General features: G+C 67.5%; 18 protein-coding genes. 4 read left to right on the forward strand and 14 right to left on the reverse strand.

All coding sequences use genetic code 11. The features are described 5' to 3' along the window. Window positions 1-19: 19 nt before the first annotated feature. A complete protein-coding gene (locus tag ACOTSS_RS16760; protein ID WP_448689119.1) occupies window positions 20-2905 on the reverse strand; it encodes a M16 family metallopeptidase in 2886 nt (961 codons plus the stop codon). 85 nt (window positions 2906-2990) lie between these two features. After that, window positions 2991-5147, reverse strand: coding sequence for a penicillin acylase family protein (locus ACOTSS_RS16765; RefSeq protein ID WP_448689120.1), 2157 nt, complete (start codon window positions 5145-5147; stop codon window positions 2991-2993). 469 nt (window positions 5148-5616) lie between these two features. Between ACOTSS_RS16765 and clpB the strand changes: the two genes are divergently transcribed. After that, window positions 5617-8199 carry an ATP-dependent chaperone ClpB gene (clpB, locus tag ACOTSS_RS16770; protein WP_448689121.1) on the forward strand — a complete coding sequence of 861 codons (2583 nt, stop codon included), beginning with the start codon at window positions 5617-5619 and terminating at the stop codon, window positions 8197-8199. Window positions 8200-8250: 51 nt separating this feature from the next. Here the strand turns inward: clpB and ACOTSS_RS16775 are convergent, their stop codons facing one another. The 5 genes from ACOTSS_RS16775 to xseA all read right to left on the reverse strand — a co-directional run bounded on the left by ACOTSS_RS16775 (window position 8251) and on the right by xseA (window position 14837). Next, on the reverse strand, window positions 8251-8514 hold the full coding sequence (locus ACOTSS_RS16775) for a hypothetical protein (RefSeq protein ID WP_448689122.1): 264 nt from the start codon (window positions 8512-8514) through the stop codon (window positions 8251-8253). A gap of 105 nt (window positions 8515-8619) precedes the next feature. Further along, a complete protein-coding gene (locus ACOTSS_RS16780) occupies window positions 8620-11700 on the reverse strand; it encodes a TonB-dependent receptor plug domain-containing protein (RefSeq protein ID WP_448689123.1) in 3081 nt (1026 codons plus the stop codon). Window positions 11701-12002: 302 nt separating this feature from the next. After that, window positions 12003-12935, reverse strand: a complete 933-nt coding sequence (locus ACOTSS_RS16785) for a M23 family metallopeptidase (protein ID WP_448689124.1) — start codon at window positions 12933-12935, stop codon at window positions 12003-12005. Then, a complete protein-coding gene (locus ACOTSS_RS16790) occupies window positions 12932-13144 on the reverse strand; it encodes a DUF2093 domain-containing protein (protein WP_448689125.1) in 213 nt (70 codons plus the stop codon). Before ACOTSS_RS16790 ends, ACOTSS_RS16785 begins: the two co-directional genes overlap by 4 nt. Before the next feature lie 277 nt (window positions 13145-13421). Then, a complete protein-coding gene (gene xseA, locus ACOTSS_RS16795; RefSeq protein ID WP_448689126.1) occupies window positions 13422-14837 on the reverse strand; it encodes an exodeoxyribonuclease VII large subunit in 1416 nt (471 codons plus the stop codon). On the opposite strand from xseA, the gene purD reads away from it, so the two are divergent. Both purD and ACOTSS_RS16805 read left to right on the forward strand, forming a co-directional pair. Next, window positions 14836-16113 (forward strand): phosphoribosylamine--glycine ligase, encoded by a 1278-nt coding sequence (purD, locus tag ACOTSS_RS16800; protein WP_448689127.1) that lies wholly within the window; start codon window positions 14836-14838, stop codon window positions 16111-16113. The genes xseA and purD overlap by 2 nt on opposite strands. 178 nt (window positions 16114-16291) lie before the next feature. After that, window positions 16292-16882 carry a hypothetical protein gene (locus ACOTSS_RS16805; protein ID WP_448689128.1) on the forward strand — a complete coding sequence of 197 codons (591 nt, stop codon included), beginning with the start codon at window positions 16292-16294 and terminating at the stop codon, window positions 16880-16882. 348 nt (window positions 16883-17230) lie between these two features. Here the strand turns inward: ACOTSS_RS16805 and ACOTSS_RS16810 are convergent, their stop codons facing one another. Next, window positions 17231-18553: a hemolysin family protein gene (locus tag ACOTSS_RS16810; protein ID WP_448689129.1), complete on the reverse strand. Its 1323-nt coding sequence runs from the start codon at window positions 18551-18553 to the stop codon at window positions 17231-17233. Window positions 18554-18767: 214 nt separating this feature from the next. Here ACOTSS_RS16810 and ACOTSS_RS16815 point away from each other — a divergent pair, with 214 nt between their 5' ends. Beyond that, the gene (locus tag ACOTSS_RS16815; RefSeq protein WP_095387339.1) at window positions 18768-19457 is read left to right on the forward strand and encodes an OmpA family protein; all 690 of its coding nucleotides are present in this window, start codon (window positions 18768-18770) and stop codon (window positions 19455-19457) included. 129 nt (window positions 19458-19586) lie between these two features. Here the strand turns inward: ACOTSS_RS16815 and ACOTSS_RS16820 are convergent, their stop codons facing one another. The 6 genes from ACOTSS_RS16820 to ACOTSS_RS16845 are packed head-to-tail and all read right to left on the reverse strand — an operon-like array spanning window position 19587 to window position 23701. Continuing rightward, window positions 19587-20216, reverse strand: coding sequence for a MarC family protein (locus ACOTSS_RS16820; RefSeq protein WP_448689130.1), 630 nt, complete (start codon window positions 20214-20216; stop codon window positions 19587-19589). Then, window positions 20213-20884, reverse strand: coding sequence for a hypothetical protein (locus ACOTSS_RS16825; RefSeq protein WP_448689131.1), 672 nt, complete (start codon window positions 20882-20884; stop codon window positions 20213-20215). Before ACOTSS_RS16825 ends, ACOTSS_RS16820 begins: the two co-directional genes overlap by 4 nt. Next, window positions 20884-21777, reverse strand: a complete 894-nt coding sequence (gene folD / locus ACOTSS_RS16830; RefSeq protein ID WP_448689132.1) for a bifunctional methylenetetrahydrofolate dehydrogenase/methenyltetrahydrofolate cyclohydrolase FolD — start codon at window positions 21775-21777, stop codon at window positions 20884-20886. The genes ACOTSS_RS16825 and folD overlap by 1 nt, the downstream gene beginning before the upstream one ends. Further along, window positions 21777-22085, reverse strand: coding sequence for a YggT family protein (locus tag ACOTSS_RS16835; RefSeq protein WP_448689133.1), 309 nt, complete (start codon window positions 22083-22085; stop codon window positions 21777-21779). The genes folD and ACOTSS_RS16835 overlap by 1 nt, the downstream gene beginning before the upstream one ends. A gap of 39 nt (window positions 22086-22124) precedes the next feature. Continuing rightward, the gene (gene argB, locus ACOTSS_RS16840) at window positions 22125-23024 is read right to left on the reverse strand and encodes an acetylglutamate kinase (protein ID WP_448689134.1); all 900 of its coding nucleotides are present in this window, start codon (window positions 23022-23024) and stop codon (window positions 22125-22127) included. A gap of 5 nt (window positions 23025-23029) precedes the next feature. After that, window positions 23030-23701: a queuosine precursor transporter gene (locus tag ACOTSS_RS16845; RefSeq protein WP_448689135.1), complete on the reverse strand. Its 672-nt coding sequence runs from the start codon at window positions 23699-23701 to the stop codon at window positions 23030-23032. Between the last annotated feature and the right edge of the window lie 51 nt (window positions 23702-23752).

A 23752-nucleotide genomic window follows, 5' to 3' on the forward strand; every position in this document is an offset into this window, starting at 1 on the left:
CCTCCTACTGAAACTGATGTTAATTAGCTGGTGTCGCTATTTCCACCGGCAAACCCAATCCGTCAAGCTGCGGTTTCACCGTCGCCGCGTCGCCGACGACGACATAGACGAGGTCGTCGACGCTCAGCGCCTTCCGCGCCGCGGCGTCGATCTCGGGCGCGGTCATCGCCTCGTAGGTCGCGGGCAGCTTTTCGTAATAATCGTCGGGACGGTCGAACTTGACGATCGAGCGCAAGCCGCCGAGCACGTCGCCCGAGGTTTCGAAGCTGCCGGGCAGCTCGCGCACGCTGCCGTTGATCGTGCGCTGCAGCTCCTCCGCGGTGGTGCCCTTGTCGCCGAGATAGGCGGTCAGGTCGCTGCGGAACTCCTTGATCGAATCGCCGGTGCGGTCGGCCTGCACCGGCGCGATCGCGACCCAGGTCAGCCGCTGCTTGTCGGCCGACACCTGCGAGCGCACGCCATAGGACCAGCCCTTCGTCTCGCGCAGGTTCATGTTGAAGCGCGACAGGAAATTGCCGCCGAATATGTCGTTCGCCGAACGCAGGATCTCGAGATGATCGCTGCCCTTGGCGTCGAGCACCTTGCCCGCCATGATCACCGATTGCGGCGATTTCGGCCGATCGACGAGCAGGATGCGCGGCTTGGGCGCGGGAATCGCAACCTCGAAATGCTTCGCGGGCTTCGGCGTCGACGGGGCCTTCCACGCGCCCAGCGTCGCGTCGAGCTCCTTCTTCACCTCGGCCAGCGTCGTGTCGCCGACGACGAAGACGCGCGCATTGTCGGGGCGGATCCACGTCGCGTGGAAAGCCGCGAGCTGATCGCGCGTCGCCGCCTTGACCGCGTCGGCGTTGCCGAGGCCCGAAGGCGGAATGCCATAGGGGTGGTCCGCGCCATAGAGCACCGGGCGCAGCACCCGCGCCGCGATCGCGCTCGGGTTGTTGAGCTCGGCCTTCAGCCGGTTGAGCTGCTGCGCACGCACGCGCTCGAGCTCCTTCGCGTCGAAGGCGGGGTTGCGGATATAGTCGGCGAGCAGCCCGAGCGACGCGCGGAGGTTGGGTTTCAGCGCGAACAGGCTGAAGATCGTCTCGTCGGCGTTCGCCGACCCGTCGATCTGCGCGCCGAGCCGCTCCTTCGCCTCGGCGAACGCGATCGAATCGAGGCTCGTCGTACCTTCGTCCATCAGGCTGAGCATCAGCGACTGGGTGCCGAGCGCCTTGTGCGGATCGGCGGCATAGCCGGCGTCGAAGCTGACCGCGACCTGGACCGTCGGCACCGTGTCGCGCCGCGCGAACACGACCTCGATCCCGTTCTTGAGCGTCGTGCGCTCGATCGCCGGGAAATCGAGTGCCTTCAAGTCGGCGACCGCGGGCATCTGCGACCGGTCGGCGATCGAGCTCGCCGCGCCGACACCCGTGTCGGGGCCGACGTCGCCGAGCGCCGGGTTCCAATAGCGGTCGGGCTGGACCGCTTCCGCGATCTTGCCCGCGGTGACCGCGCCGCCGCGCGCCTCGCCGCCCTCGGTGCGCTCACCGGGCGTGTAGGTCAGCGAAAAGGCGGGGCGCGACAGCCATTTGTTCGCGACCGCCTTCACCTGTTCGGGGGTTGCCTGCGCCATCCGGTCGAGCTCGGTCTTGTAATAGGCGGGATCGTTCGAATAGAGCGCGCCCTCGGCGAGCGTCACCGCCTTGCCGCCGAAGCCCCCGACCGATTCGAGCCCCGAAATCGTCCCGCCGAGAGTGCTCGCGGCGGTGCGTTGCAGTTCGTCGGCGGTTGGGCCGGTCGCCAGGAATTTGGCGATTTCCTCGTCGAGCCGCTTGCCGACCAGCGCGGGATCGACCCCGTCCTTGACGTCGGCCTGGACGATCAGGATGCCGGCGTCCTCGAACGGCTGCGCATAGGCGGCGACGCTAACCGCGACCGGATCCTTGCGCACCATCGCATTGTCGAGGCGCGAGCTCGACAGGCCGCCGAGGACGCCCATCGCCATCTGCAGCGGCACTGCCTCGGGATCGTTGAGCCCCGGGATCGCCCACATGCGGTAGATGCGCGTCGTCGGGATCAGGTCCTTGACCTCCTTCGCCAGCGGCGCGGGCAGCGTCGGCACCGTGACCTTGGGCATCTCGACCGCGGGGCCGCGCGGAATGTCGCCGAACCATTCGCCGACCTTCGCCTTGGCCGTCGCGGCGTCGATGTCGCCCGCGAGCACCAGCACCGCATTGTTCGGCCCGTAATTGTCGGTGAACCATTTCTTCACGTCGGCAAGGCTCGCCGTGTTGAGGTCGGCCATCGAGCCGATGGTGCTGTGGTGATAGGGGTGACCCGAGGGAAAGAGATTCTCGAAAATCTCGTAGCGCAGCAGGCCATAGGGATTGTTGTCGCCCTGGCGCTTTTCGTTCTGGACGACGCCGCGCTGGTTATCGAGCTTCTCCTGCGTCACCGCGCCGAGCAGATGCCCCATGCGGTCGCTTTCGAGGAACAGCGCGCGGTCGAGCGCGCCGGTCGGCACCGTCTCGAAATAATTGGTGCGGTCCATGTTGGTGGTGCCGTTGCTGTCGGTCGCGCCGACCTGCTGCAGCGGCTCGAAGAAATCGCCCGGCGCATTTTCCGACCCGTTGAACATCAGATGTTCGAACAGATGCGCGAAGCCCGTCTTGCCCGCGGGCTCGTTCTTCGACCCGACGCGGTACCACACCGACACCGCGACGACGGGGGCCTTGTGATCCTCGTGCACGATGACGCGCAGGCCGTTGTCGAGAGTGAAGGCCTCGTATGGAATGTCGACCGCCTTCACCAACTCGGCGATCGGCGCGGGGTCGGCGGCCTTCGCCCTGGCGAGCGCGGGCCCTGCCGCGACGAGCGCGGTCGAGGCGGCAAGGGCAAGGGCGAAGCGATGAGAACGAAGCATGGACGATCCTCTTGAAAAGGCGCGCAGGATCGCGCGGATGCCGGACGGCACTGTATCAGCGGTTTAGGACAGCGGCCCGCCGCGTTCAAGGCCGATAGAAGCGCGCGCCGTTCGCCTTCAGCGCCGCCGGATCGAACAGCACCGGCTTCAGCCGATGCGCCGCGAACAGCGGCGCCTGGTCGTTGTAATGCGGGCTCGCCGGGCGCGTCGTCGCGGCGCCGAAGGGCTGGATCGATTCCGAATGCACGCGCCCCGCCCTATCCCAGGTCACGAACATGATGAAGCTGTCGCCGTGGCGCACCTTCAGCCGCCCGTCGGGCTCGACGTCCCACAGGGTCGAGGCGCGCACCGTATCGTTGCCGCCGTCGAGCGGCAGGTCGACGCGGTGCGGTCCCTCGCCGTGGCGCAGCCGCAGCACCGTGCCGAGCTTGGGGTCGAGCCCCGCGAAATGCTCCTGCAGATGCGCAACGACCTCTTTCAGCACGGTGCGCGGGTCGGGCGCGGCGCGGCGCTGATAGTGGGCGCCGCCCGCGGGGCGCAGCACCATCAGCGCGAGCGCGTCGCCATGCCCCTTGCCGTCGAGGTTCCAATCCCATTTGCGCAGCAGCGCCTGCGCCTCGGCGAGCGCCGGATCGCCCTTCGTGTCGAGCGCGAGCAGCTTGTCGATCCACGCCTTCGCATAGCCCGTCTTCGCATAGGCGGTGTCGTATTTGATCGCCTTCAGCCGCGCCTCGTCGATCTGCCCCGATGCCTCGAACAGCGCGATCAGCCGCGCCGCGCGATTGGTCATGTCGTCCTCGATGCCGAGCAGCGGCGAGAAGGCGGCGGCGTCGAGCTCGTCGCCCGGCCCCGCCGCGACCCACGGCGTGTTGTTCGCGTTGATCACATAGCCCGACGCCGGATTGACCAGCGCGGGGACGCGGTCGAAGGGCAGCGTCCTGGTCCACAGATCGGCCGAGGTGTCGCCCGGAACGATCCCGCGCCAGTCGAACCCCGGCTGGCGGTCGGGGAACATCGCATTATAGAAAAGGCCGATATTCCCCTTGGCGTCGGCATAGACGAAGTTCGTCGCGGGCACCCCCTGCCCCGCCATCGCGGCGCGCCACTCGGCGAAAGTCTTCGCCTTGTTGAGCCGGTAATATTGGGTGACCATGTTCGCCTGGTCCTGCCCCGCATAGCGGATCGCGAAAGCGCCCTTGTTGTTCTTGATCACCGGCCCCTGCACCGATCGCCAGATGGTGCGCGGCACCGGCAGCACGAAGGGTCCGAACTTCACCTTGAGCCAGATCCGCTTCTTTTCGAGCGGCCGCCACGCGCCGTCGAAGCGGTATTTCTCGCCGCTCTCGTCGAGGGTCAGGCGGTAGACGTCGATCAGGTCGGGCCGGTTCACCGTGTTGGTCCAGCCGAGATACTTATTGTGCCCGAGGAAGGGATAAGGCGAGCCGGGGAAGTTCGCACCGGCGAAATCCCACCCCTCCTGGCTATGCACGACCAGTTCGTACCAGGCGACTCCGCCGGTCCACGGCTGGTGCGAATTGGAGACGAGCCGCGTCGCGCCGTCGGTCGAGCGCGACGGCGCGACGGCGATTCCATTCGAGCCGTTCGACCCCGGATCGCGCCCCAAGGGCGTGTCGGACCGCGGGACGAGCTTGCCGGTGACGTCGATCGCCGGCCCGCCCTCGCGCCCCAGCGGCTGCCCCTCGGTCAACTCGCCGAGCACCGAATCGAGCCCGAAGAAGAAGGGCGAGCGCAGCACGAAGCCCGCGACGACATCCTCGCCGGTCACCGGGAACAGCCCCGACAGCCGCACCTCGTCCGGATGCTTGTCGGCATAATGGTTGAGCCCCGCGGCATAGGCGGTGAACAGCGCCTTCACGTCGTCCGGCAATCGCGGCCAGTCGCGCGCGCTCGTCTCGCGCACGCCGAGCAGCGCCGCGACATAATCGACCTTCGCGCCATCGGCGCCGAGCAGCGCGCCGGTGCGCCCGCGCGTCATCGCGAGCACTTCCTGCAGCGTCGCGAAATCATCCTCGGCATGGGCATAGGCGACGCCATAGGCGACGTCGGCATCGGTCTTGCCGAAGATATGCGGCACCCCGAACCGGTCGCGGGCGATCTGCACGTCGCCGGGTTTGAAGACGGGCGCGGCGGGCGCCTTCGCGGTCAGCGGTTCCCAGACGGCGAGCCCGACCAGGATGGCGGCGATCAGCAAAACCAATCCCAACAACGCCCGACGCAGCATATCCGCCTTCCTTCCTGTCTTCGGCTGCGATGTGTGGCGAGCGAAGGATGCAAAGGCAAGCTGTTGCTCCACTTTCGTCATGCTGAACTTGTTTCAGCATCCATGGCCCAGTGGTCGCCTGATAGGGTGGTGCCAGTTTATGTCACGCGAAGGCGCAAAGACGCGAAGAAGAAGGCTTGGGCCGATAGGCCCCATAATCTTCAGGACAGCGCGTCCTGCCACGATGTTGCGACAGGAATGCCGCTTCGCGGCAGGCGCGACCTCTTCGCGTCTTTGCGCCTTCGCGTGAAACGAAATAGGCGCTGCGCCGGATGAAAGGGCAGGCCATGGATGCTGAAACAAGTTCAGCATGACGAGATATAGAGGAGGCCGTATAAACCGCCTTCGCGCCTCCGCGTGAATCTTCAAAACCGCCCTTGTGTTGCAAAACAGCAACACTATCTCTGGTTGCGAGAAAGGGGCTTACTTCATGAACCTCGAAAAATTCACCGATCGCGCCAAGGGCTTCCTGCAGGCGGCGCAGACGATTGCGATCCGCATGAACCACCAGCGGATCGGTCCCGAGCATATCGCCAAGGCGCTGCTCGAGGACAAGGACGGCATGGCCGCGGGGCTGATCGCGAAGAGCGGCGGCGACGCCGCGCGCGCCGTGCAGGGCATCGACGCGCTGCTTGCCAAAGTCCCCGCGGTGTCGGGGTCGGGCGCGCAGGCGACCCCGGGGCTCGATAATGACGCGGTGCGCCTGCTCGACCAAGCCGAGCAGGTCGCGACGAAAGCCGGCGACGGGTTCGTCACCGTCGAGCGGCTGCTGCTCGCGATGGTGCTTTCGGCCGCGACGCCGGTCGGCAAGGTCTTCGCCGACGCCGGGGTCAAGGCCGACGCGCTCAACGGCGCGATCAACGATCTGCGCGGCGGCCGCACCGCCGACACTGCATCGGCCGAGGATCGCTACGAAGCGCTCGAGAAATTCGCCCGCGACCTCACCGAAGTCGCGCGCGCGGGCAAGCTCGATCCGGTCATCGGCCGCGACGAGGAAATCCGCCGCACCGTGCAGATTCTCGCGCGCCGGACCAAGAACAACCCGGTGCTGATCGGCGAGCCGGGCGTCGGCAAGACCGCGATCGCCGAAGGCCTCGCGCTGCGCATCGCCAATGGCGACGTCCCCGACAGCCTGAAGGACCGCCGCCTGCTCGCGCTCGACATGGGCGCGCTGATCGCGGGCGCCAAATATCGCGGCGAGTTCGAGGAGCGGCTGAAGGGCGTGCTCGACGACGTGAAAGCGGCCGAGGGCGAGATCATCCTGTTCATCGACGAGATGCACACGCTCGTCGGCGCGGGCAAGGGCGAGGGCGCGATGGACGCCTCGAACCTTTTGAAGCCGGCGCTCGCGCGCGGCGAGCTTCACTGCATCGGCGCGACGACGCTCGACGAATATCGCAAATATGTCGAGAAGGACCCCGCGCTCCAGCGGCGCTTCCAGCCGGTGTTCGTCGGCGAGCCGACGGTCGAGGATTCGATCTCGATCCTGCGCGGGCTCAAGGAGAAGTACGAGCTGCACCACGGGGTGCGGATCACCGACGGCGCGATCGTCGCCGCCGCGACGCTGTCGAACCGCTATATCTCCGACCGCTTCCTGCCCGACAAGGCGATCGACCTGATGGACGAGGCCGCGAGCCGCATCCGCATGGAGGTCGAATCGAAGCCCGAGGAGATCGAGAGCCTCGACCGCCGCATCATTCAGATGAAGATCGAGGAATCGGCGCTCGGCAAGGAAAGCGACGCGGCGTCGAAGGACCGGCTGGCCTCGCTCCAGGCCGACCTCGCCAACCTCGAGCAACAGTCGGCCGAACTCACCCAGAAATGGCAGGCCGAGAAGGACAAGATCCACGCCGAAGCGAAGATCAAGGAGCAGCTCGACGCCGCGCGCGGGCAGCTCGAACAGGCGCAGCGCGCGGGCGACCTCGCCAAGGCGGGCGAGCTCAGCTACGGCACCATCCCCGGGCTCGAGAAGCAGCTCGACGAGGCGCAGGCGATCGCCGGCAACGCGATGCTGCGCGAAGAGGTCACCGCCGACGATATCGCCGCGGTGGTCAGCAAATGGACCGGCATCCCGGTCGACCGGATGATGGAGGGCGAGCGCGAAAAGCTGCTCGGCATGGAGGATACGCTCGGCCAGCGGGTGATCGGTCAGGACGAAGCGGTGCGTGCGGTCTCGACCGCGGTGCGCCGCGCGCGCGCCGGGCTACAGGATCCGAACCGGCCGCTCGGCTCGTTCCTCTTCCTCGGCCCGACGGGCGTCGGCAAGACCGAACTCACCAAGGCGCTCGCGCGTTTCCTGTTCGACGACGACAATGCGATGGTCCGCATCGACATGAGCGAGTTCATGGAAAAGCACGCCGTGTCGCGGCTGATCGGCGCGCCGCCGGGCTATGTCGGCTATGAGGAAGGCGGGGTGCTCACCGAAGCGGTGCGGCGGCGCCCCTATCAGGTCGTCCTCTTCGACGAGGTTGAAAAGGCGCATGGCGACGTGTTCAACATCCTGCTTCAGGTGCTCGACGACGGGCGGCTGACAGACGGGCAGGGCCGCACGGTCGACTTCACCAACACTCTGATCATCCTGACCTCGAACCTCGGCAGCCAGGCGATTGCCGCGCTACCCGACGACGCGCCGGTCGAGCAGGCCGAACCCGCGGTCATGGAGGTGGTGCGCGCGCATTTCCGGCCCGAGTTCCTGAACCGGCTCGACGAGATCGTGCTGTTCCACCGCCTCGCGCAGCAGCATATGGGGGGGATCGTCGATATTCAGGTCGCGCGGGTGCAGAAGCTGCTCGCCGACCGCAAGGTGACGCTCGACCTCACCGACGCCGCGCGCGCGTGGCTCGGCCGGGTCGGCTATGACCCGGTCTACGGCGCAAGGCCGCTGAAGCGCGCGGTGCAGAAATATCTGCAGGACCCGCTCGCCGACCTGATCCTGAAGGGTGAGGTGAAGGACGGGTCGACCATCAAGGTCGACGAGGGCGATGGAGCGCTGGTGCTGACGCCGGGCCCCTGATCGCCGGAAATGAGAATGTCCCGGCTTCAGGGCCGGGACGTTCGATACCGCTCAGCGGTTGCCTTCGACAAGCGAGCGCGAGCGCTCCATCGCCCGGGTGCGATCGAGGTCGGCCTTGCCCTGCGCTTCGAGCTGGTCCCATTCGGCCCTGGTGTGGCAGACGCGGCGCGACATGATCGAACCGGTTGCGACCTCGCGCTTGCAGATTTTCTTTTCGGTGTCGGGCTTGTCGGCCGACGCCTTCTCGGGTGCCGCGGCATAGGACACCGCCGGGGCGACCGCCAACAGGGCGGCGAGAGAGAGAATGCGAATCACTCCGATTGTTCCTTTCGTCGGGCCAGCGCCGCAAAGCCGCGCTGCTGGGCCAAAGAAAATGGGCGGCTCCCGAGGGAACCGCCCACTTTCCTACAAGTCCTTGACTTAGAAGTCGACCTTCGCGCCGATGCGGAAGTAGCGACCCATGATGTTCGGACCAGCCCAAGCCGGGTTGAAGCCGAACAGACCATAGGCCGAGTCCGGATCGAACGGCGGCTTGGTGTCGAGAAGGTTGAGGATGTTCGCGTAAACCGTGAACTTGTCACCAATCTTCTGCGAAACCGTCATGTCGAGGTTCCAGATGTCCTTGGTCTTACAATTGACCGGGGTGCCATCGACATAGCTGTGCGTCGAGGTGCCATTGGCGGCGTTGAACGCGCAATCGCCCTTGATGCCGCCGAAGTCGATCGACGCCGTGTCATAGCCCTTGGTGTAATAGGCCGTCAGGCTGACCGCGGTATCGCCGAACTCCAGCGTGTTCTGCCACGTCGCGCGCCACTTGGGCGAACCCGAGCAGGACGTGATGTTGCAGGGGCTGAGCGTGCCGTCGTAGCGCAGCACATCGCCGCCGTCGGTCTTCAGCTCGTACTTCAGCATGTACGAAGCGTCGAAGTCGGTGCGCCAGGTCAGCGAGCTGCCGATCGGCAGGCTGGCGCGGGCGCCGAAGTCGATGCCGCTGACCGTCTGCTGGTCCTGATTGGTGAACGACGACTGGATGAAGCCCAGCACCGGCAGTGCGTTCGGGAACGCCGGATCCGGCTGCCCCGGAAGAACGGTGATGCCCGGAATGTCAACATTGCCGTTGTTAGCGTAATAAGCCGCTTCGGCCGCGCTCGTATCCGTCACGCCGGTGATCAGGTTCTTGACCTTGATGTGCCAGAAATCGACCGTCAGGCTGACGTTGCGGATCGGTTCGAAAATCACGCCGGCGGTGAATGCCGTCGACTTTTCGGGATCCAGATCGGGGTTGCCGACCTGCGTCAGGCCCAGCGAATAATTGCCCGTCGCATAAGAGTTGTTACCGTGCGCGTCACAAAAATCCTGGTAGGTGTCGCAGTCGACCGTGCGGGTCACATAACCCGTGGTCGGCAGGCCGAAGCTTTCGTTGAAGCTCGGGATACGGAAGCCCTTCGAAAAGGTGCCGCGAATGGCGACCTGCGGGATCGGCGTGAACTTGGCGCTGAGCTTCGGCGAGAAGTTCGACTGGCCCGTCGAATAATCGTCGTAGCGGCCCGAGAAGCCGAGTTCGAGCTGGTCGATGATCGGCGCGCTCACTTCGAAGAACGCCGACTTCACGTTGCGGCTGCCCGCGGTGCCGACCGAGTTGATGCTGTAGTAGCGATCATACTGGTTGCCAAGCGTGCCGGGGTTGGCGCTGGGAGCGTCGATCGATTCGTCGCGATACGACACGCCGACCGCCGCCTGCAGCGGACCGCCCGGAAGCTCGAACAGATCCTTGGCGAGCGTCGCCTGAACCTGCCACAGCTGCGACACGGAAGTCGTCACCTGACGCGGAGCGATATAGTCCCAGGCATCCTGCGAATTGGCTTCCAGATCGTTGAAGTTGAACTCGCCGCGCGCGACGAGATCCATGATACGCTGCGGAATCAGGTAATTTTCCTGCGCGCGCTTCAGGCGCGTTTCCGACGCCGTGAAGTTGGCCGAATAACGCCAGTCGTCGCCGAAGCTGCCGTCGATACCCAGCACGCCGCGCAACGCGCGCGAGTTGGTATCGACCGTACGGCCGCGGGTCGAACGAACGAGCATCTGCGCGCGCGCGCCCTCGGCGGCAAACGGGTTGTACGGGTTGAGCACGCCATTGGTGGCGTCGCAACCGGTGTTCAGCCCGTTAGCCGTTCCGACGCCGTTGGCGCAGACATAGACCGGCAGGATGACGTTGTAAGCAGCCGCGCCGTTATTCGGCGGCGTCGGCGTGCCGTTGAAGCCGAGCGGCGTGAACGACGCATGGCTCTTCGTCTGATAATAGTTGGCGATCGCATAGACCTGCGCATTGTCGCCGACGTTGGCGGTAAAGCGCGCGGTCAGGCCCTTACGCTCGATCTCCGGCTGCAGCATGATATACTGGTTCTGGAAATCGACCTCGCATGCCGTCAACGGCGAGGTGTTCGATATTTCCGGCGTGATGGTGATCTCGTCGTAACCGCGACAACCCGCTGCCGGATTCAGGAACTGGAACCTGTTGCGCGGATCGGCCGGATTTGCCGCGCCCACGCCAGTACGACGCACGAGCGCCACGCCCGGTATGGAGATCAGCCCGTTATAAGCCGCACCCCAGTTCGCCGTGGTGTACCCAAGATCGTAGGTGGGATCTTCCGGATCGGACCCCGGATCGGGAACGGGAATGAAGCCCGGGCGGCCCGAAGCGATGAAGCCGTCGATGATTTCCTGGGTCAGGCCGTTCCAGTTGAGGTTGGGCAGGCAGCTGCCGCTCGCGCCGCACTTGCCCGACCAGTCCGCCGAATTAAACGGATAGCCGCGGTCGCGCGCATAGAGCGCATCCTGCTTCTGATATTCGCCGCTGACGTAGAAGTTGAAGCCCTGGTCGGCGAGGTCGCCATAGCCCCAGGTCACGTCGACGCGCTGCTCGCCGGCATCGCCGCGCTGCGACACGCCAACCGAACCGCCGAGGTGGAGGCCCTGGATTTCCTTCTTGGTGATGATGTTGATCACGCCCGCGATCGCGTCGGCGCCATAGGTCGACGACGCACCGTCGCGCAGCACTTCGATGCGGTCGACGACGGCATTGGGAATGGTGTTGAGGTCGACGAAGTTGCGCTGGCCGTCATCCGCGAGCGGGTAGGGAGCCATGCGCAGGCCGTCGGAGATCGACAGCGTCGCCTGCACGGTCAGGCCGCGCAACGCCGGAGCATTCGCGCCCGACGCGAAGTTGAAGCCGGTGTTCCAGCCCTGGGTGATCGTGCCCGCGCCGTTGGCCGACAGGCGCTGAACGGCGTCCGAGACGGTGTTGATGCCGCGCTCCTGGAGCGTTTCCGAGCTAAGCACGGTGACCGGCGACGGCGTTTCCGTGTCCGTGCGACGGAGGATCGAGCCGGTGACGACGATCGTGTCGTCGGAAGTGGCCGCGCCCTCGTCGGCCGGCGCATCCTGCGCGAACGCAGGAGCCGAAACCAGCGCGATGCCCATGACGATGGGCGCGGCGCTCATTTTCAGCTTCGAAAAGTGAGTTTTCTTCACAGTGCAGTCCCTTGCTACTGGTGGCTATGATACCTGAATGAATTGCGCGCGCAGACTCCCTGCCCAGCGCGCGAGACACCCCGATAGGCTGCGGGATGACCCCTCATTCATTTTGAGTAAAGGAAATTCCCCGCCATTTTTGCGGTTTCGCGGGCCATTGTGACGTATTTGCAACATCCGCGAGAAGCGGCGAAATACAATGTGCTAACACCGCCCATTTCGCGACATTTTGTTTCAGTCGTTACCGGTTTTGCTGCAGTGCAGCAAAATCCTCAGCGCGGCATCGGCCCCGCAAGCGTGCCCGGATCGAGCCGCGCGTCGCGCCATTTGAGTCCCCAATGAAGGTGGGGGCCGGTGGCACGTCCAGTCGATCCGGTGGTCCCCAGCCGCTGCCCCTGCACCACCCGGTCGCCGACCTTCACCTCGAGGTGCTGGCAGTGGAGGAAGGCGCTGTTCAGCCCCATGCCGTGATCGATCATCAGGAGATTGCCTTCGAGCGTGAAGGGCGTCGCCGCCGCGAGCACGACCACCCCGTCGGCGGGGGCATAGAAGGGCGTGCCCGCCGGAACCGCGATGTCGGTGCCGCTGTGATAGGCGCCGGGCTTGCCCTGATAGACGCGCTGCGACCCGAAGAAGCCCGACAATCGGCCGGTCGCGGGCCAACGGAAGGGCTGGCGCCAGCCGTCGACGTCGTGGTCGACCCGGCGCGCCTCGGCAATCTGCGCGAGTTCGGCGGGGCGGCGGCGCGCGAACTCGGCATCGCTCGCCGCGCCGCCGCGCCACGGCGCGTTGATATGCTCGATCCGCCAGCTCCCCGGCGCGACGCTAAGCGCGCGCTCGACCCGCCGCCCATCGGCGAGCGTCGCGACGAGGTGCTGCTCGCTCGCGGCGTCGCGGTCGAAGGCGATCAGGAAGCGTCCGTCGTCGGCGACCGGAACGGGCTTGCCGTCGAGCGTCAGCGCCTGTGTCGTGTCGGGCGCCTGCCCGAGCAGCGTGCCGCCCTGCACCGGCGTCCCGCGCACGATGGCGAAGTCGGTGTGGAGCGGGGCCGGCGGCGGCGCGGACGTCGGAGCCGGGCGCGGTGCCGGTGAAGAAACAGGCGGCGACGCACTTTCGGGCGCCGCGGCGGGCGGCACGCAGCTCGCGGGGAGAATCAGCAAGGTCAGCACGGCCGCGGGAAACGGCCAGCCGCGGCGCACCCTCATGCCTTGCTGGCGTCGTCGAGCGCGGCCTGCACCGAGATGGCGGCGGTGGCATAGGGCTCCTGCCGCGCCACCGACCAATAGCGCAGCTCGTCGAGCCCGATCGGCGCGCCGGTCACCGCGCACAGCACATGGTCGCCCGGCGACAGGATGCGGAACCCGTTGGGTCCGTACTGGAGGCGGGCGAGGCGGTTGCGGCTGGCGATCAGCATGGGGGCATATCCATCGGGAAGAGACGTATCGGGCGGACGACTATAGCAGCATCGCGCCGCGCGGCCACCCCCGCTCGCCGCTAGGATAGAGCACCGTAGCGTTTGTCGGCGCATTCGCTAGCGGTCGGTTGAAGACATCCCCGCCTCACACCTTCGTCATTCCCGCGAAAGCGGGAACCCAGGGTGGGGCCAGCCGGAGCACGCTCTGGGTTCCCGCTTTCGCGGGAATGACGAAGGTGAGGATGTCAATTTCCCACTCCGAACCGGCCTCACCGCCTCAAAACAATTCCCCCTGCCCCTTGCCCGGCGGAGCGGGCGAAGGCTTGCGCGCCGGCCGCGGCGACGGCGCCCCCCCGTCCGCGACCGCCACCGGCACCTCGCCGTCGGCGAACTGGAGCCGCAGATGCCCCGCGGCGCGCGCCGTCGCGGCGTGGGTGACGATTGCCCCGCCCCCATCGCGCACCATCGCATAGCCGCGCGACAGGAGCGCGCGCGGATCGAGCGAGGCGAGCAGCCGCGCCAGCCCCTCGAGCCGGGCGCGGTCGCGGTCCCACGCCCGCGCGAGCAGCGCCGGGCGCAGCGCCGCGGACCGGCTCGCCAGCCGCTCGGCGGTCACCGCCAGCCGGTGCCGCTGGCTGCGGTCGAGCTTGTCCCCGGCATCGTCGAGCCGCTGGCGCTGCGGCGCATAGAGCGCCTCGCGCCGCGGCAGGTGGCGGGCAAGCGCGGCAAGGCGCTCGCCGCCCAGCGCCTGCGCCCGGGTCGCCGCACCGATCATCCGTCCGCGCCACGTCGCGAGCTGCGCCATCAGCTCGGCGCGGACCGGCACCGCCATCTCGGCCGCGGCGGTCGGCGTCGGCGCGCGCACGTCGGCGGCATGGTCGGCGAGCGTCACGTCGGTCTCGTGCCCCACCGCGCTGATCGTCGGGATGCGGCAGTCGGCGATCGCGCGCACGACGATCTCCTCGTTGAACGCCCACAGGTCCTCGATCGAGCCGCCGCCGCGCGCGACGATGACAAGGTCGGGACGCGGCACCGGTCCGCCGGGTGCAAGGCCATCGAAGCCGCGGATCGCATGGGCGACCTGCGCCGCCGCGCCCTCGCCCTGCACCAGCACCGGCCAGACGATCACCCGCGTCGGGCAGCGGTCGGCGAGGCGGTGGAGGATGTCGCGGATCACAGCGCCCGTGGGCGAGGTGACGACGCCGATCGTCCACGGCAGATAGGGAAGCCGCTGCTTGCGCTCGCGGTCGAACAGCCCCTCGGCGCCGAGCCGCGCCTTCAATTTCTCGAAGAGCAGCATCAGCGCGCCCTCGCCCGCGACCTCGAGGCTTTCGACGACAAGCTGATATTTGGAGCGGCCGGGATAGGTGGTGAGCTTGCCGGTCGCGATCACCTCGATCCCGTCCTCGGGCCGGAAGGCCAGCCGCGCCGCCTGCCCCTTCCACATCACCATGTCGATCAGCGCATTATCGTCTTTCAATCCCGCATAGAAATGCCCCGACGCCGCGCGCTTCGCCCCCGACAGCTCGCCGCGCACCCGCACGCGCGCGAAACCGTCCTCGACCGTACGCTTGATCGCTGCCGACAATTGGCTGACCGACAAAGCGCGTGCATTGTCGTGCGTCCCGGCCTCGGCTAACAGCCGCGCCGCGGGGTCTTCGTCGGATGCCGGATCGGGAAAAGGAATGGACATGAACATCCTGCTGGTGGGCTCGGGGGGCCGCGAACATGCGCTGAGCTGGCAGTTGGCGCAATCGCCGTCTTGCCGCAAGCTCTATGCCGCGCCGGGCAATCCGGGGATCGAAACCTTCGCCGAATGCGTGGGCGTCGCCGCCGACGATCTGGACGGGCTGATCGCGTTCGTCCGCGCGCACGCCATCGACTTCGTCGTCGTCGGTCCCGAGGCGCCGCTCGTCGCCGGGCTCGCCGACCGGCTGCGCGAAATCGGCATCCCGGCCTTCGGCCCCTCCGCCGCCGCGGCGCAGCTCGAAGGGTCGAAGGGTTTCACCAAGGATCTGTGCGCGCGCGCCGGCATTCCCACGGCCGCCTATGTCCGCTGCACCTCCGCCGAGGAAGCGCACGCCGTTCTCGAAGGCTTTGCGATCCCCGTCGTGATCAAGGCCGACGGCCTCGCCGCGGGCAAGGGCGTGATCATCGCCGAGACGCGCGAGGACGCTGCGGGGGCGATCGACGACATGTTCGATGGCGCCTTCGGCGGTGCGGGCGCCGAGGTGGTGATCGAGGAGTTCATGACCGGCGAGGAGGCGAGCTTCTTCGCGCTCTCCGACGGCACCGATGTGATGGCGTTCGGCAGCGCGCAGGACCACAAGCGCGTCGGCGACGGCGACACCGGGCCGAACACCGGCGGCATGGGCGCCTACAGCCCCGCGCCCGTCCTGACCCCCGACCTCGAGGCCGCGGTGATGGACCGAATCATCCGCCCGACCGTGGCCACGCTCGCCGCCGAGAATACGCCTTATGTGGGCGTCCTCTTCGCCGGGCTGATGCTCACCGACGCGGGGCCGAAGCTGATCGAATATAATTGCCGCTTCGGCGACCCCGAATGCCAGGTGCTGATGATGCGCTTCACCGGCGATTTCGCCGCGCTGCTCCACGCCGCGGCGACGGGCGATCTCGGACATGCGACCCCACCCGCCTTCGCGCACGACTATGCGCTGACCGTGGTGATGGCGGCGAACGGCTATCCGGGGACCCCCGAAAAGGGCGGCGCGATCCGCGGCATCGCCGATGCCGAGGCGGGCGGCGTTCGCGTCTTTCACGCCGGCACCGCGCGGGCGGACGGGGCGATCGTCGCCGCGGGCGGGCGCGTGCTGAACGTCACCGCGACGGGCAAGAGCGTCACCGAGGCGCAGGCGCGCGCCTATGCCGCGGTCGACCGCCTCGACTTCGCAACCGGCTTCTGCCGCCGCGACATCGGCTGGCGCGAGGTCGCGCGCGAAGCGCGCTAGGGGCTGGCGCGAGGTCGCGCGCGAGGCCGAGTAGCAAGGCTGGACGGAACCAAAGCTGTTCGATATCTAAATCTTTCCAATGTGTCCCCGCGAAGGCGGGGACCCAGAGTAGCGCAAGCTGCCATGACGCTCTGGCCTCCTGCCTCCGCGGGAGCACGAGAATGAGGAGCAGAATCCCATGACTTGGCTTCAGGAAAACTGGATCGTCGCGCTCGTCGTGCTGATCGTCGTCATCGCGCTCGTCTGGTGGCTCGCGGCGCGGCGGAGACCGCAGGATATCGCGCCGCCAGCGATCGAACCCGCGCAGCCCGCCAAGCCGCTCGAACCGGCGAAGCCCGACATCGTCGCCGCCGAGCCCGCGTTCAGGAAGGCCGCAACGCCAGCCCCTGCCCCGGCGCCAACTCCGCCGCCCGCACCGGTCGAGGCCGCTCCGCCGCCCCCGGCACCCGAACCCGCCGCACCGCCACCCCCCGCACCCGCACCCGCACCCGCACCCGCACCCGCACCCGCCGCGGGCAGAACCGACAATCTGCAATTGCTCAAGGGCGTCGGCCCCAAGCTGGTCGCGCTGCTGAACGGCCTCGGCGTCACCCGCTTCGACCAGATCGCCGCCTGGACCGACGCCGACATTGCCGCGATCGATCCCCAACTCGGCAATTTTACGGGCCGCATCACCCGCGACAATTGGGTCGACCAGGCGGGCTATCTCGCGCGCGGCGACAAGGCCGGCTTCGAGGCAAAGTACGGCGCGCTCGGCGGGGAGCTATAGTGGGAGCAGTCCTATCCGGCGTGAACCAAATGGCTATCCACCGGAGCGCGCGCCTGTCTTTCATCGTCACCCCGGACTTGATCCCGGGTCCCGCTCGACCTTCCGAGGTCAGTCGATGCTTCAAAAAGCGGGATCCCGGATCAAGTCCGGGATGACGAAGGTCTAAAAGCGACCGATAATAGCCGTCGCCCCCGCGAAGGCGGGGGCCGCCGTCGTTTTACGCAGCGGCGCAGGAATAGGCCTCCAGCGGCCCCCGCCTTCGCGGGGGCGACGAGTCATGCAACGCCCACTCCCCACCCCAAAGCCGACACCGAATGGCCGGTGCCCGGCTGTCGTTGCGTCAAGAGCCTATTCGGCGTCCTCGCCCTTCGGTCTGCGAATCGCGCTGACCAGCAGCTTGTCGATCTTGCGCCCGTCCATGTCGACGATCTCGAAGCGCCAGCCGTGGTCGGTGAAGCTCTCGCCTTCGGTCGGCAGATGCTTGAGGATCGCGAGCGCATGGCCCGCCGCGGTCGCATAGTCGCGGTCGTCGCCTAGCTCGATCCCCAGCCGTTCGGCCATCTGGTCGGCGGGCATCGATCCCGCGATCAGCAGGCTGCCGTCGTCGCGCTCGATGACGAAGGGCTCGCTGCCGATGTCCTGGTCCGACGCGAATTCGCCCGCGATCGCAGAGAGCAGGTCGGCGGGGGTCACCAGCCCTTCGAAATGGCCATATTCGTCGTGGACGAGCAGCATCGGCACTTCGGCGGCGCGTAGGCTTTCGAGCGCGTCCATCGCGTCGATCTGGTCGTGGATCACCGCGGCGCGGCGGATCAGCGTCTCGAGGTCGAGCGCCTCGCCGCGAAACAGCGCTCCCGCGATGTCGCGCGCCTGGACGATGCCGACGATGTCGTCGACCGAGCCGCGCGCGGCGGGCAGGCGGGTGTGCGGGGTTTCGAGCAGCTTCGCGCGCACTGCGTCGGCGTCCGACGCGATGTCGATCCAGTCGACGTCGATGCGCGGCGTCATCACCTCGCGCACCGGGCGGTCGGCGAGGCGCACGACACCCGAGATGATCGCGCGCTCACTTTCCTCGATCACCCCCGATTTCGACGCTTCGGCGACGATCAGGTGGAGTTCCTCGGCGGTCACCCGATCCTCCGATTCGCGCTTGAGCCCGAGCAGGCGGAAGACGAGGCCCGAACTGGTGTCGAGCAGCCAGACGAGCGGCGCGGCGATGCGCGACAGCCACAGCATCGGCACCGCCATGACGATCGCGATATTTTCGGGCGCGCGCAGCGCGAACTGCTTGGGCACCAGCTCGCCCGCGATCAGCGAGAAATAGGTGGTGACCGCGATGACGACCGCGAACCCGGCGTTGCGCGCGCTTTCGGCGTCGAGGCCGAGCGCCGCCTGCAGCCGCTCCGCGACCGGCTGGCCGAGGCTCGCGCCCGAATAGGCGCCGGCGAGGATGCCGATCAGCGTGATGCCGACCTGGACGGTCGACAGGAAGCGCCCCGGATCGGCGGCGAGCTGGCGCGCGATCTTGGCGCCGCGGCTTCCCCGCTTTTCGGCCGCCTGCAGCCGCGGGCCGCGCGCCGAGACGATCGCGAGTTCGGACAGGGCGAAGACGCCGTTGAGGAGGATCAGCACGGCGATGATCGCCACGTCGCTCCAGGGAAAGGGGGTCATGGGATGTGTAGCGGGCGCGAGCGCGCCTGGCCCCGGCAATCTTCGGTCATCGCGTCCCTATAGGACAAAGCCGCCGCGATGCACAATGGCGCCGCGGTATGCGAGGTCAGCCCCGGTTCAGCAAGATTTTGGAACCACTTGCCGGGCCATCTGTTATCGGGATGGAATGGCGGCGAGCGGGATGGCGCGCCGCCGGAGAAAAGGGAGCGAAACGATGAAGACCAAGATGATCAAGCTCACCACCCTCGCCGGCATCGGCGCGCTCGTCCTCAGCGGCTGCGTCACCGACCCCGTCACCGGCGAAAAGAAGATTTCGAAGGCCGCGATCGGCGGCGTCGGCGGCGCGCTCGGCGGCTATCTGCTCGGCGACCTGATCGGCGGCAAGAACAGCCGCACCGAGGAAATCGTCGGGGCAGGCATCGGCGCGGTCGCCGGCGCGGGCGCGGGCTATTATATGGACCAGCAGGAAAAGAAGCTGCGCGAACGCACCGCGGGCACCGGCATCGACGTCGAGCGTCAGGGCGACCAGCTCGTGCTCAACATGCCGGGCGACGTTACCTTCGACCTCAACAGCGCGGTGGTGAAGAGCCAGTTCCGCAGCGCGCTCGACAGCGTCGCCTCGACCCTCAGCGAATATCCGAGCACCTATATCGACATCTACGGTCACACCGATTCGTCGGGCAGCGACAGCTACAACCAGGGCCTGTCCGAACGTCGCGCCGCATCGGTCGCCGATTACCTCGGCACCCGCGGCGTCCAGCGCGCGCGCATGGCGACGATGGGCTACGGCGAATCGCAGCTCAAATGCACGCCCGAAACGAGCGAGGCCGACCGCCAGTGCAACCGCCGCGTCGAAATCCGCATCGCGCCGGTCACGCAGAGCGACGTCAACGCGGCGCGGTAACCTATCGGGCTGACGCCCAATGCGGCACCGGCCCGCTCCCCCACCCGGCCTCCCAACAGCGTATCCTGAAATGGGAGGCCGGGTGGGGGAGCGGGCCGGTGCCGCGCCTTCCGCAAAGCGGAAGGTCCATCACCCCAGGCTCGGAAAGCTCGCCTTCAGCCCGTCGATCACGAACTGCGCCGCGAGCGCGGCGAGCAGCACGCCAAGCAGCCGGGTGATCACCGCCTCGCCCTTGCCCCCGATCAGCCGCATCAGCGGCCCCGCCGTCAGTAGCGCCGCGAGCGTGAGCATGAGCACGAGCAGCAGCGCGGCGAAGATGACCAGCGCGCGGTCGAGTCCGTTGTTCTGCGCGACGAGCAGCATCACCGAGGCGATCGAGCCCGGCCCCGCCAGCATCGGCATCGCCATCGGAAAGACGGAGACATCCTCGACCTCCGGCGTCGATCGCAGCTTCTCCGCCCGCTGCTCGCGCCGCTCGGTGCGCTTTTCGAACACCATGTCGATCGCGATGATGAACAGCATGATCCCGCCCGCGATGCGGAAGCTGTCGAGGTCGATGTGGAGGAAGCTCAGCAAAGCCTCCCCGAACATCGCGAAGAAGACGAGGATCGCGCCGGCGATCAGGGTCGCGCGGATCGCCATCGACCGCCGCTGCGCCGCGCTCGCGCCCGTCGTCAGGCTGGCGTAGATCGGCGCGCAGCCCGGCGGGTCGATGACCACGAACAGCGTGACGAAGGCCGAGATGAAAAGGTCGATCACGGCTTCGCCGGCGCCGCGACCTGATCGTCGATCACCGGCGTCATCGCGCTGCCGTCCCACATCCGCACCGTCACGCGGCGCGACCCGTCGGCGCGGACGATCGAGGTCCAGCTCAGCGTCTGGTCGGGCGACAGGCCGACCGCCATGTCGTCGCCTTCCCCGGCCGTGGTCAGCGCCGCGGCGGGACGCGACCCGCAAACCGCCTTTTGCGATGCGATGAAGTCGGGCGCCTCGCGCGGCGTCGCCAGCGCGTCGCCATGGTCGAGCACCCAGCGGATATCGCCCTTCATCGGGTCGCGCCGCCAGACCGTGGTGAAATAGCCCTGCGCCGGCCCGTTCTGCCACGCGCCGGTCGTCGCGCCGGCATTGCCGTCGCAGCTGATAAAGACCGCGTGCGGCTGCCACTTCACCGCTGTCGCGGGGTCCTTCTGCGATCGGAGCCAGTCGCGCGCTTTCACCCGCTGCGGCACGAACATCACCGCATCCGCTGCCGCGGTCTCGCGGAAGGCGGTCCACTGTCCCTTGTCCTGCGCGAGCCGCGCGAAGGCGATTTCGGCGGCGATGAAGGCGCTAGGATTGGCCCCGAGCGGGCGGTTGTACATGTCGCCGCGCGGTGCACAGCCGGCGAGCAGGACGAGGCCGAGGACGGCCAACGGCAGCCTGCGCATCAGAAACCCTCCGGATCGGCGAGCCCCGCGCGGCGGTGCGCGGCGACCAGCGTGTTGCGCAACAGGCAGGCGATCGTCATCGGCCCGACCCCGCCGGGGACGGGAGTGATCGCCGCCGCGACCGCCGCCGCCTCGTCATAGGCGACGTCGCCGACGAGCCGGCCCTTCGCCGCGCCCTCGGCGGGCGACAGGCGGTTGATGCCAACGTCGATCACGACCGCGCCGGGCTTGATCCAATCGCCCTTCACCATCTCGGGCCGTCCGACCGCGGCGACGACGATATCGGCACGGCGGACGCGTTCGGCGAGATCCTTTGTCCGGCTGTGCGCCATCGTCACGGTGCAATTGGCGCCGAGCAGCAAGGCCGCCATCGGCTTGCCGACGAGGATCGAGCGGCCGATCACCATCGCGTCCTTGCCCGACAGGTCGCCGAGCCGGTCCTGGAGCAGCAGCAGACAGCCATAGGGGGTGCACGGCACCATACCCGGGATGCCGAGCGCGAGCCGCCCCGCGCTGGCCGGGGTCAGCCCATCGACATCCTTGTCGGGATCAATCGTCGCGACCGCCGCCTGTTCGTCGAGATGGCCGGGCAGCGGCAGTTGCAGCAGGATGCCGTCGACGGCCTCGTCGGCGTTGAGCTGGGCGAGCAAGGCTTCGACCTCGCCCTGCGTCGCGTCGGCGGGCAGCCGATGCTCGAAACTCGCCATGCCGGCGGCGAGCGTCGCCTTGCCCTTCGACGCGACATAGACGGCGCTCGCCGGATCGTCACCGACGAGCACGACCGCAAGGCCCGGCACGCGGCCCGTCGCCGCTTCGAACGCCGGAACCGCGTCGGCGATCCGCAGCCGCAGCGCCGCGGCGAACGCCTTGCCGTCGATGACCGCGGCCGCCATCAGATCACCCCGGCGTTGACGCCGAGCGTGTAGAGGTAGTCCATCACGGGCCTGCGCAGGATGATGAGCAGGATCAGGACGACCATCGGCGTCAGGTCGATGCCGCCGAAATCGGGCATGATGCGCCGGAACGGGCGATAGAGCGGCTCGGTGATGCGTTCGAGCACATACCAGAGCTGGCGCACGAATTCATTGTGGGTGTTGATCACATTGAACGCGAGCAGCCACGACATCACCGCCTGGACGATGATGATCCACCACAGGATGTTGAGGAGGATCGACAGAATCTGAAGAAGCATGAGGTACATTAAGGTCTCCGGCCGGGTTCGTCGGGTCTTCGCTTCATCCTAGCGATGAATGAGCGTGCCCGCACCCCTGGCGGTGAAAATTTCGAGCAGCATCGCGTGCGGAATGCGCCCGTCGAGGATGACCGCCGCCTCGACCCCGGCGTCGACCGCCGACAAGCAGGTGTCGACCTTGGGGATCATGCCGCCGGTGATCGTTCCGTCGCCCTTGAGCGCGTCGATCCCTGCGCGGTCGAGGTCGGTAAGCAGCGCCCCCGCCTTGTCGAGCACCCCCGCGACGTCGGTGAGCAGGAAGAAGCGCTTGGCGCCGAGCGCGCCGGCGATCGCCCCCGCCATCGTGTCGGCGTTGATATTGTAGGTCGCGCCGTCGGCGCCGAGCGCGACCGGCGCCACGACCGGGATGAAATGATCGTTCGTCAGATTGGTGAGGATCGTCGGGTCGACGCCGACCGGTTCGCCGACGAAGCCCAGGTCGACGTGGCGCTCGATCCCCGAATTGGGGTCGGGCTCGCTGCGCCGCACCTTCTCGGCGAGCACCAGATTGGCGTCCTTGCCCGAAATGCCGACCGCGCGCCCCCCGAGCCCGGCGATCCAGCCGACGATCTCCTTGTTGATCTTGCCCGCGAGGACCATTTCGGCGACCTCGGCGGTCGCGGCGTCGGTGACGCGGAGACCGCCGACGAAGGTCGATTCGATGCCGAGCTGCTTCAGCATCGCCCCGATCTGCGGGCCGCCGCCGTGGACGACCACCGGGTTGATCCCGACGGCCTTGAGCAGCACGACATCCTCGGCGAAGTCGCGCTGCGCCTCGGGATCGCCCATCGCATGGCCGCCATATTTGATCACGAAGGTCTCGCCGGCATAGCGCTGCAGATAGGGCAGCGCCTCGACGAGCGTTTCGGCCTTGGCGAGCAGGTCGGGCATTTTGGAGGGGTCGGTCATCGATATCATCCGGCGTTTTTCGCATCGAGGCTGCGGCCGAGCGCGACCAGGCCGGTGATGACGAAAGGAATGACGAGCACCGACAGCGCGACCTTGGCGAGCATCTGCCCGCCCATCAGGTTGGCGATCGGGAACACGCCATAGAAGGCGATCGTCACGAACAGCAGCGTATCAACGATCTGGCTCAAGGCGCTCGCGATGGCGCCGCGAATCGCCAGCCAGGTCGTGCCGGCCCCTTCACGCCCGCGCAGCTTCGAAAAGATCGTGACATTGAGGAATTGCGAAGTGCCATAGGCGACGATCCCTGCCGCCATCAGGCGCGGGCTCTGGCCGAGGATCAGGTCGAACGCCGCAAGCCTCTCGGGCTGCATTTCGGGCGAGGCCGGGAGCGCGAGAACCAGCGCCGTCAGCATGATCGAGAGAACCAGCGGAACGAAGCCCCAAAGCACCAGCCGGTTCGCAACCGACTGTCCGTGCAGTTCGGACACCGCGCTCGACAGCGCGACGAGCAGCAGGAAGGCGAAGATGCCCGCCTCGACCGCGAGCCAGCTGCCCAACGCGACCTGCTTGTTGCCGAGCACGCCCGCGAGCACGACCATGCCGCCATAGACGATCGAGAAAAGGAAGAGCGAGGGGGAAAGCGTGCGCGGCAGCGCCGCCGAGGTCGGTTCGGTCATGCCGCCCGATAGTCGCTTTTGCGCGGGCTGGAAAGTCCGAGAAGCACGGCT

The organism is Sphingopyxis sp. NJF-3, from assembly GCF_053514865.1.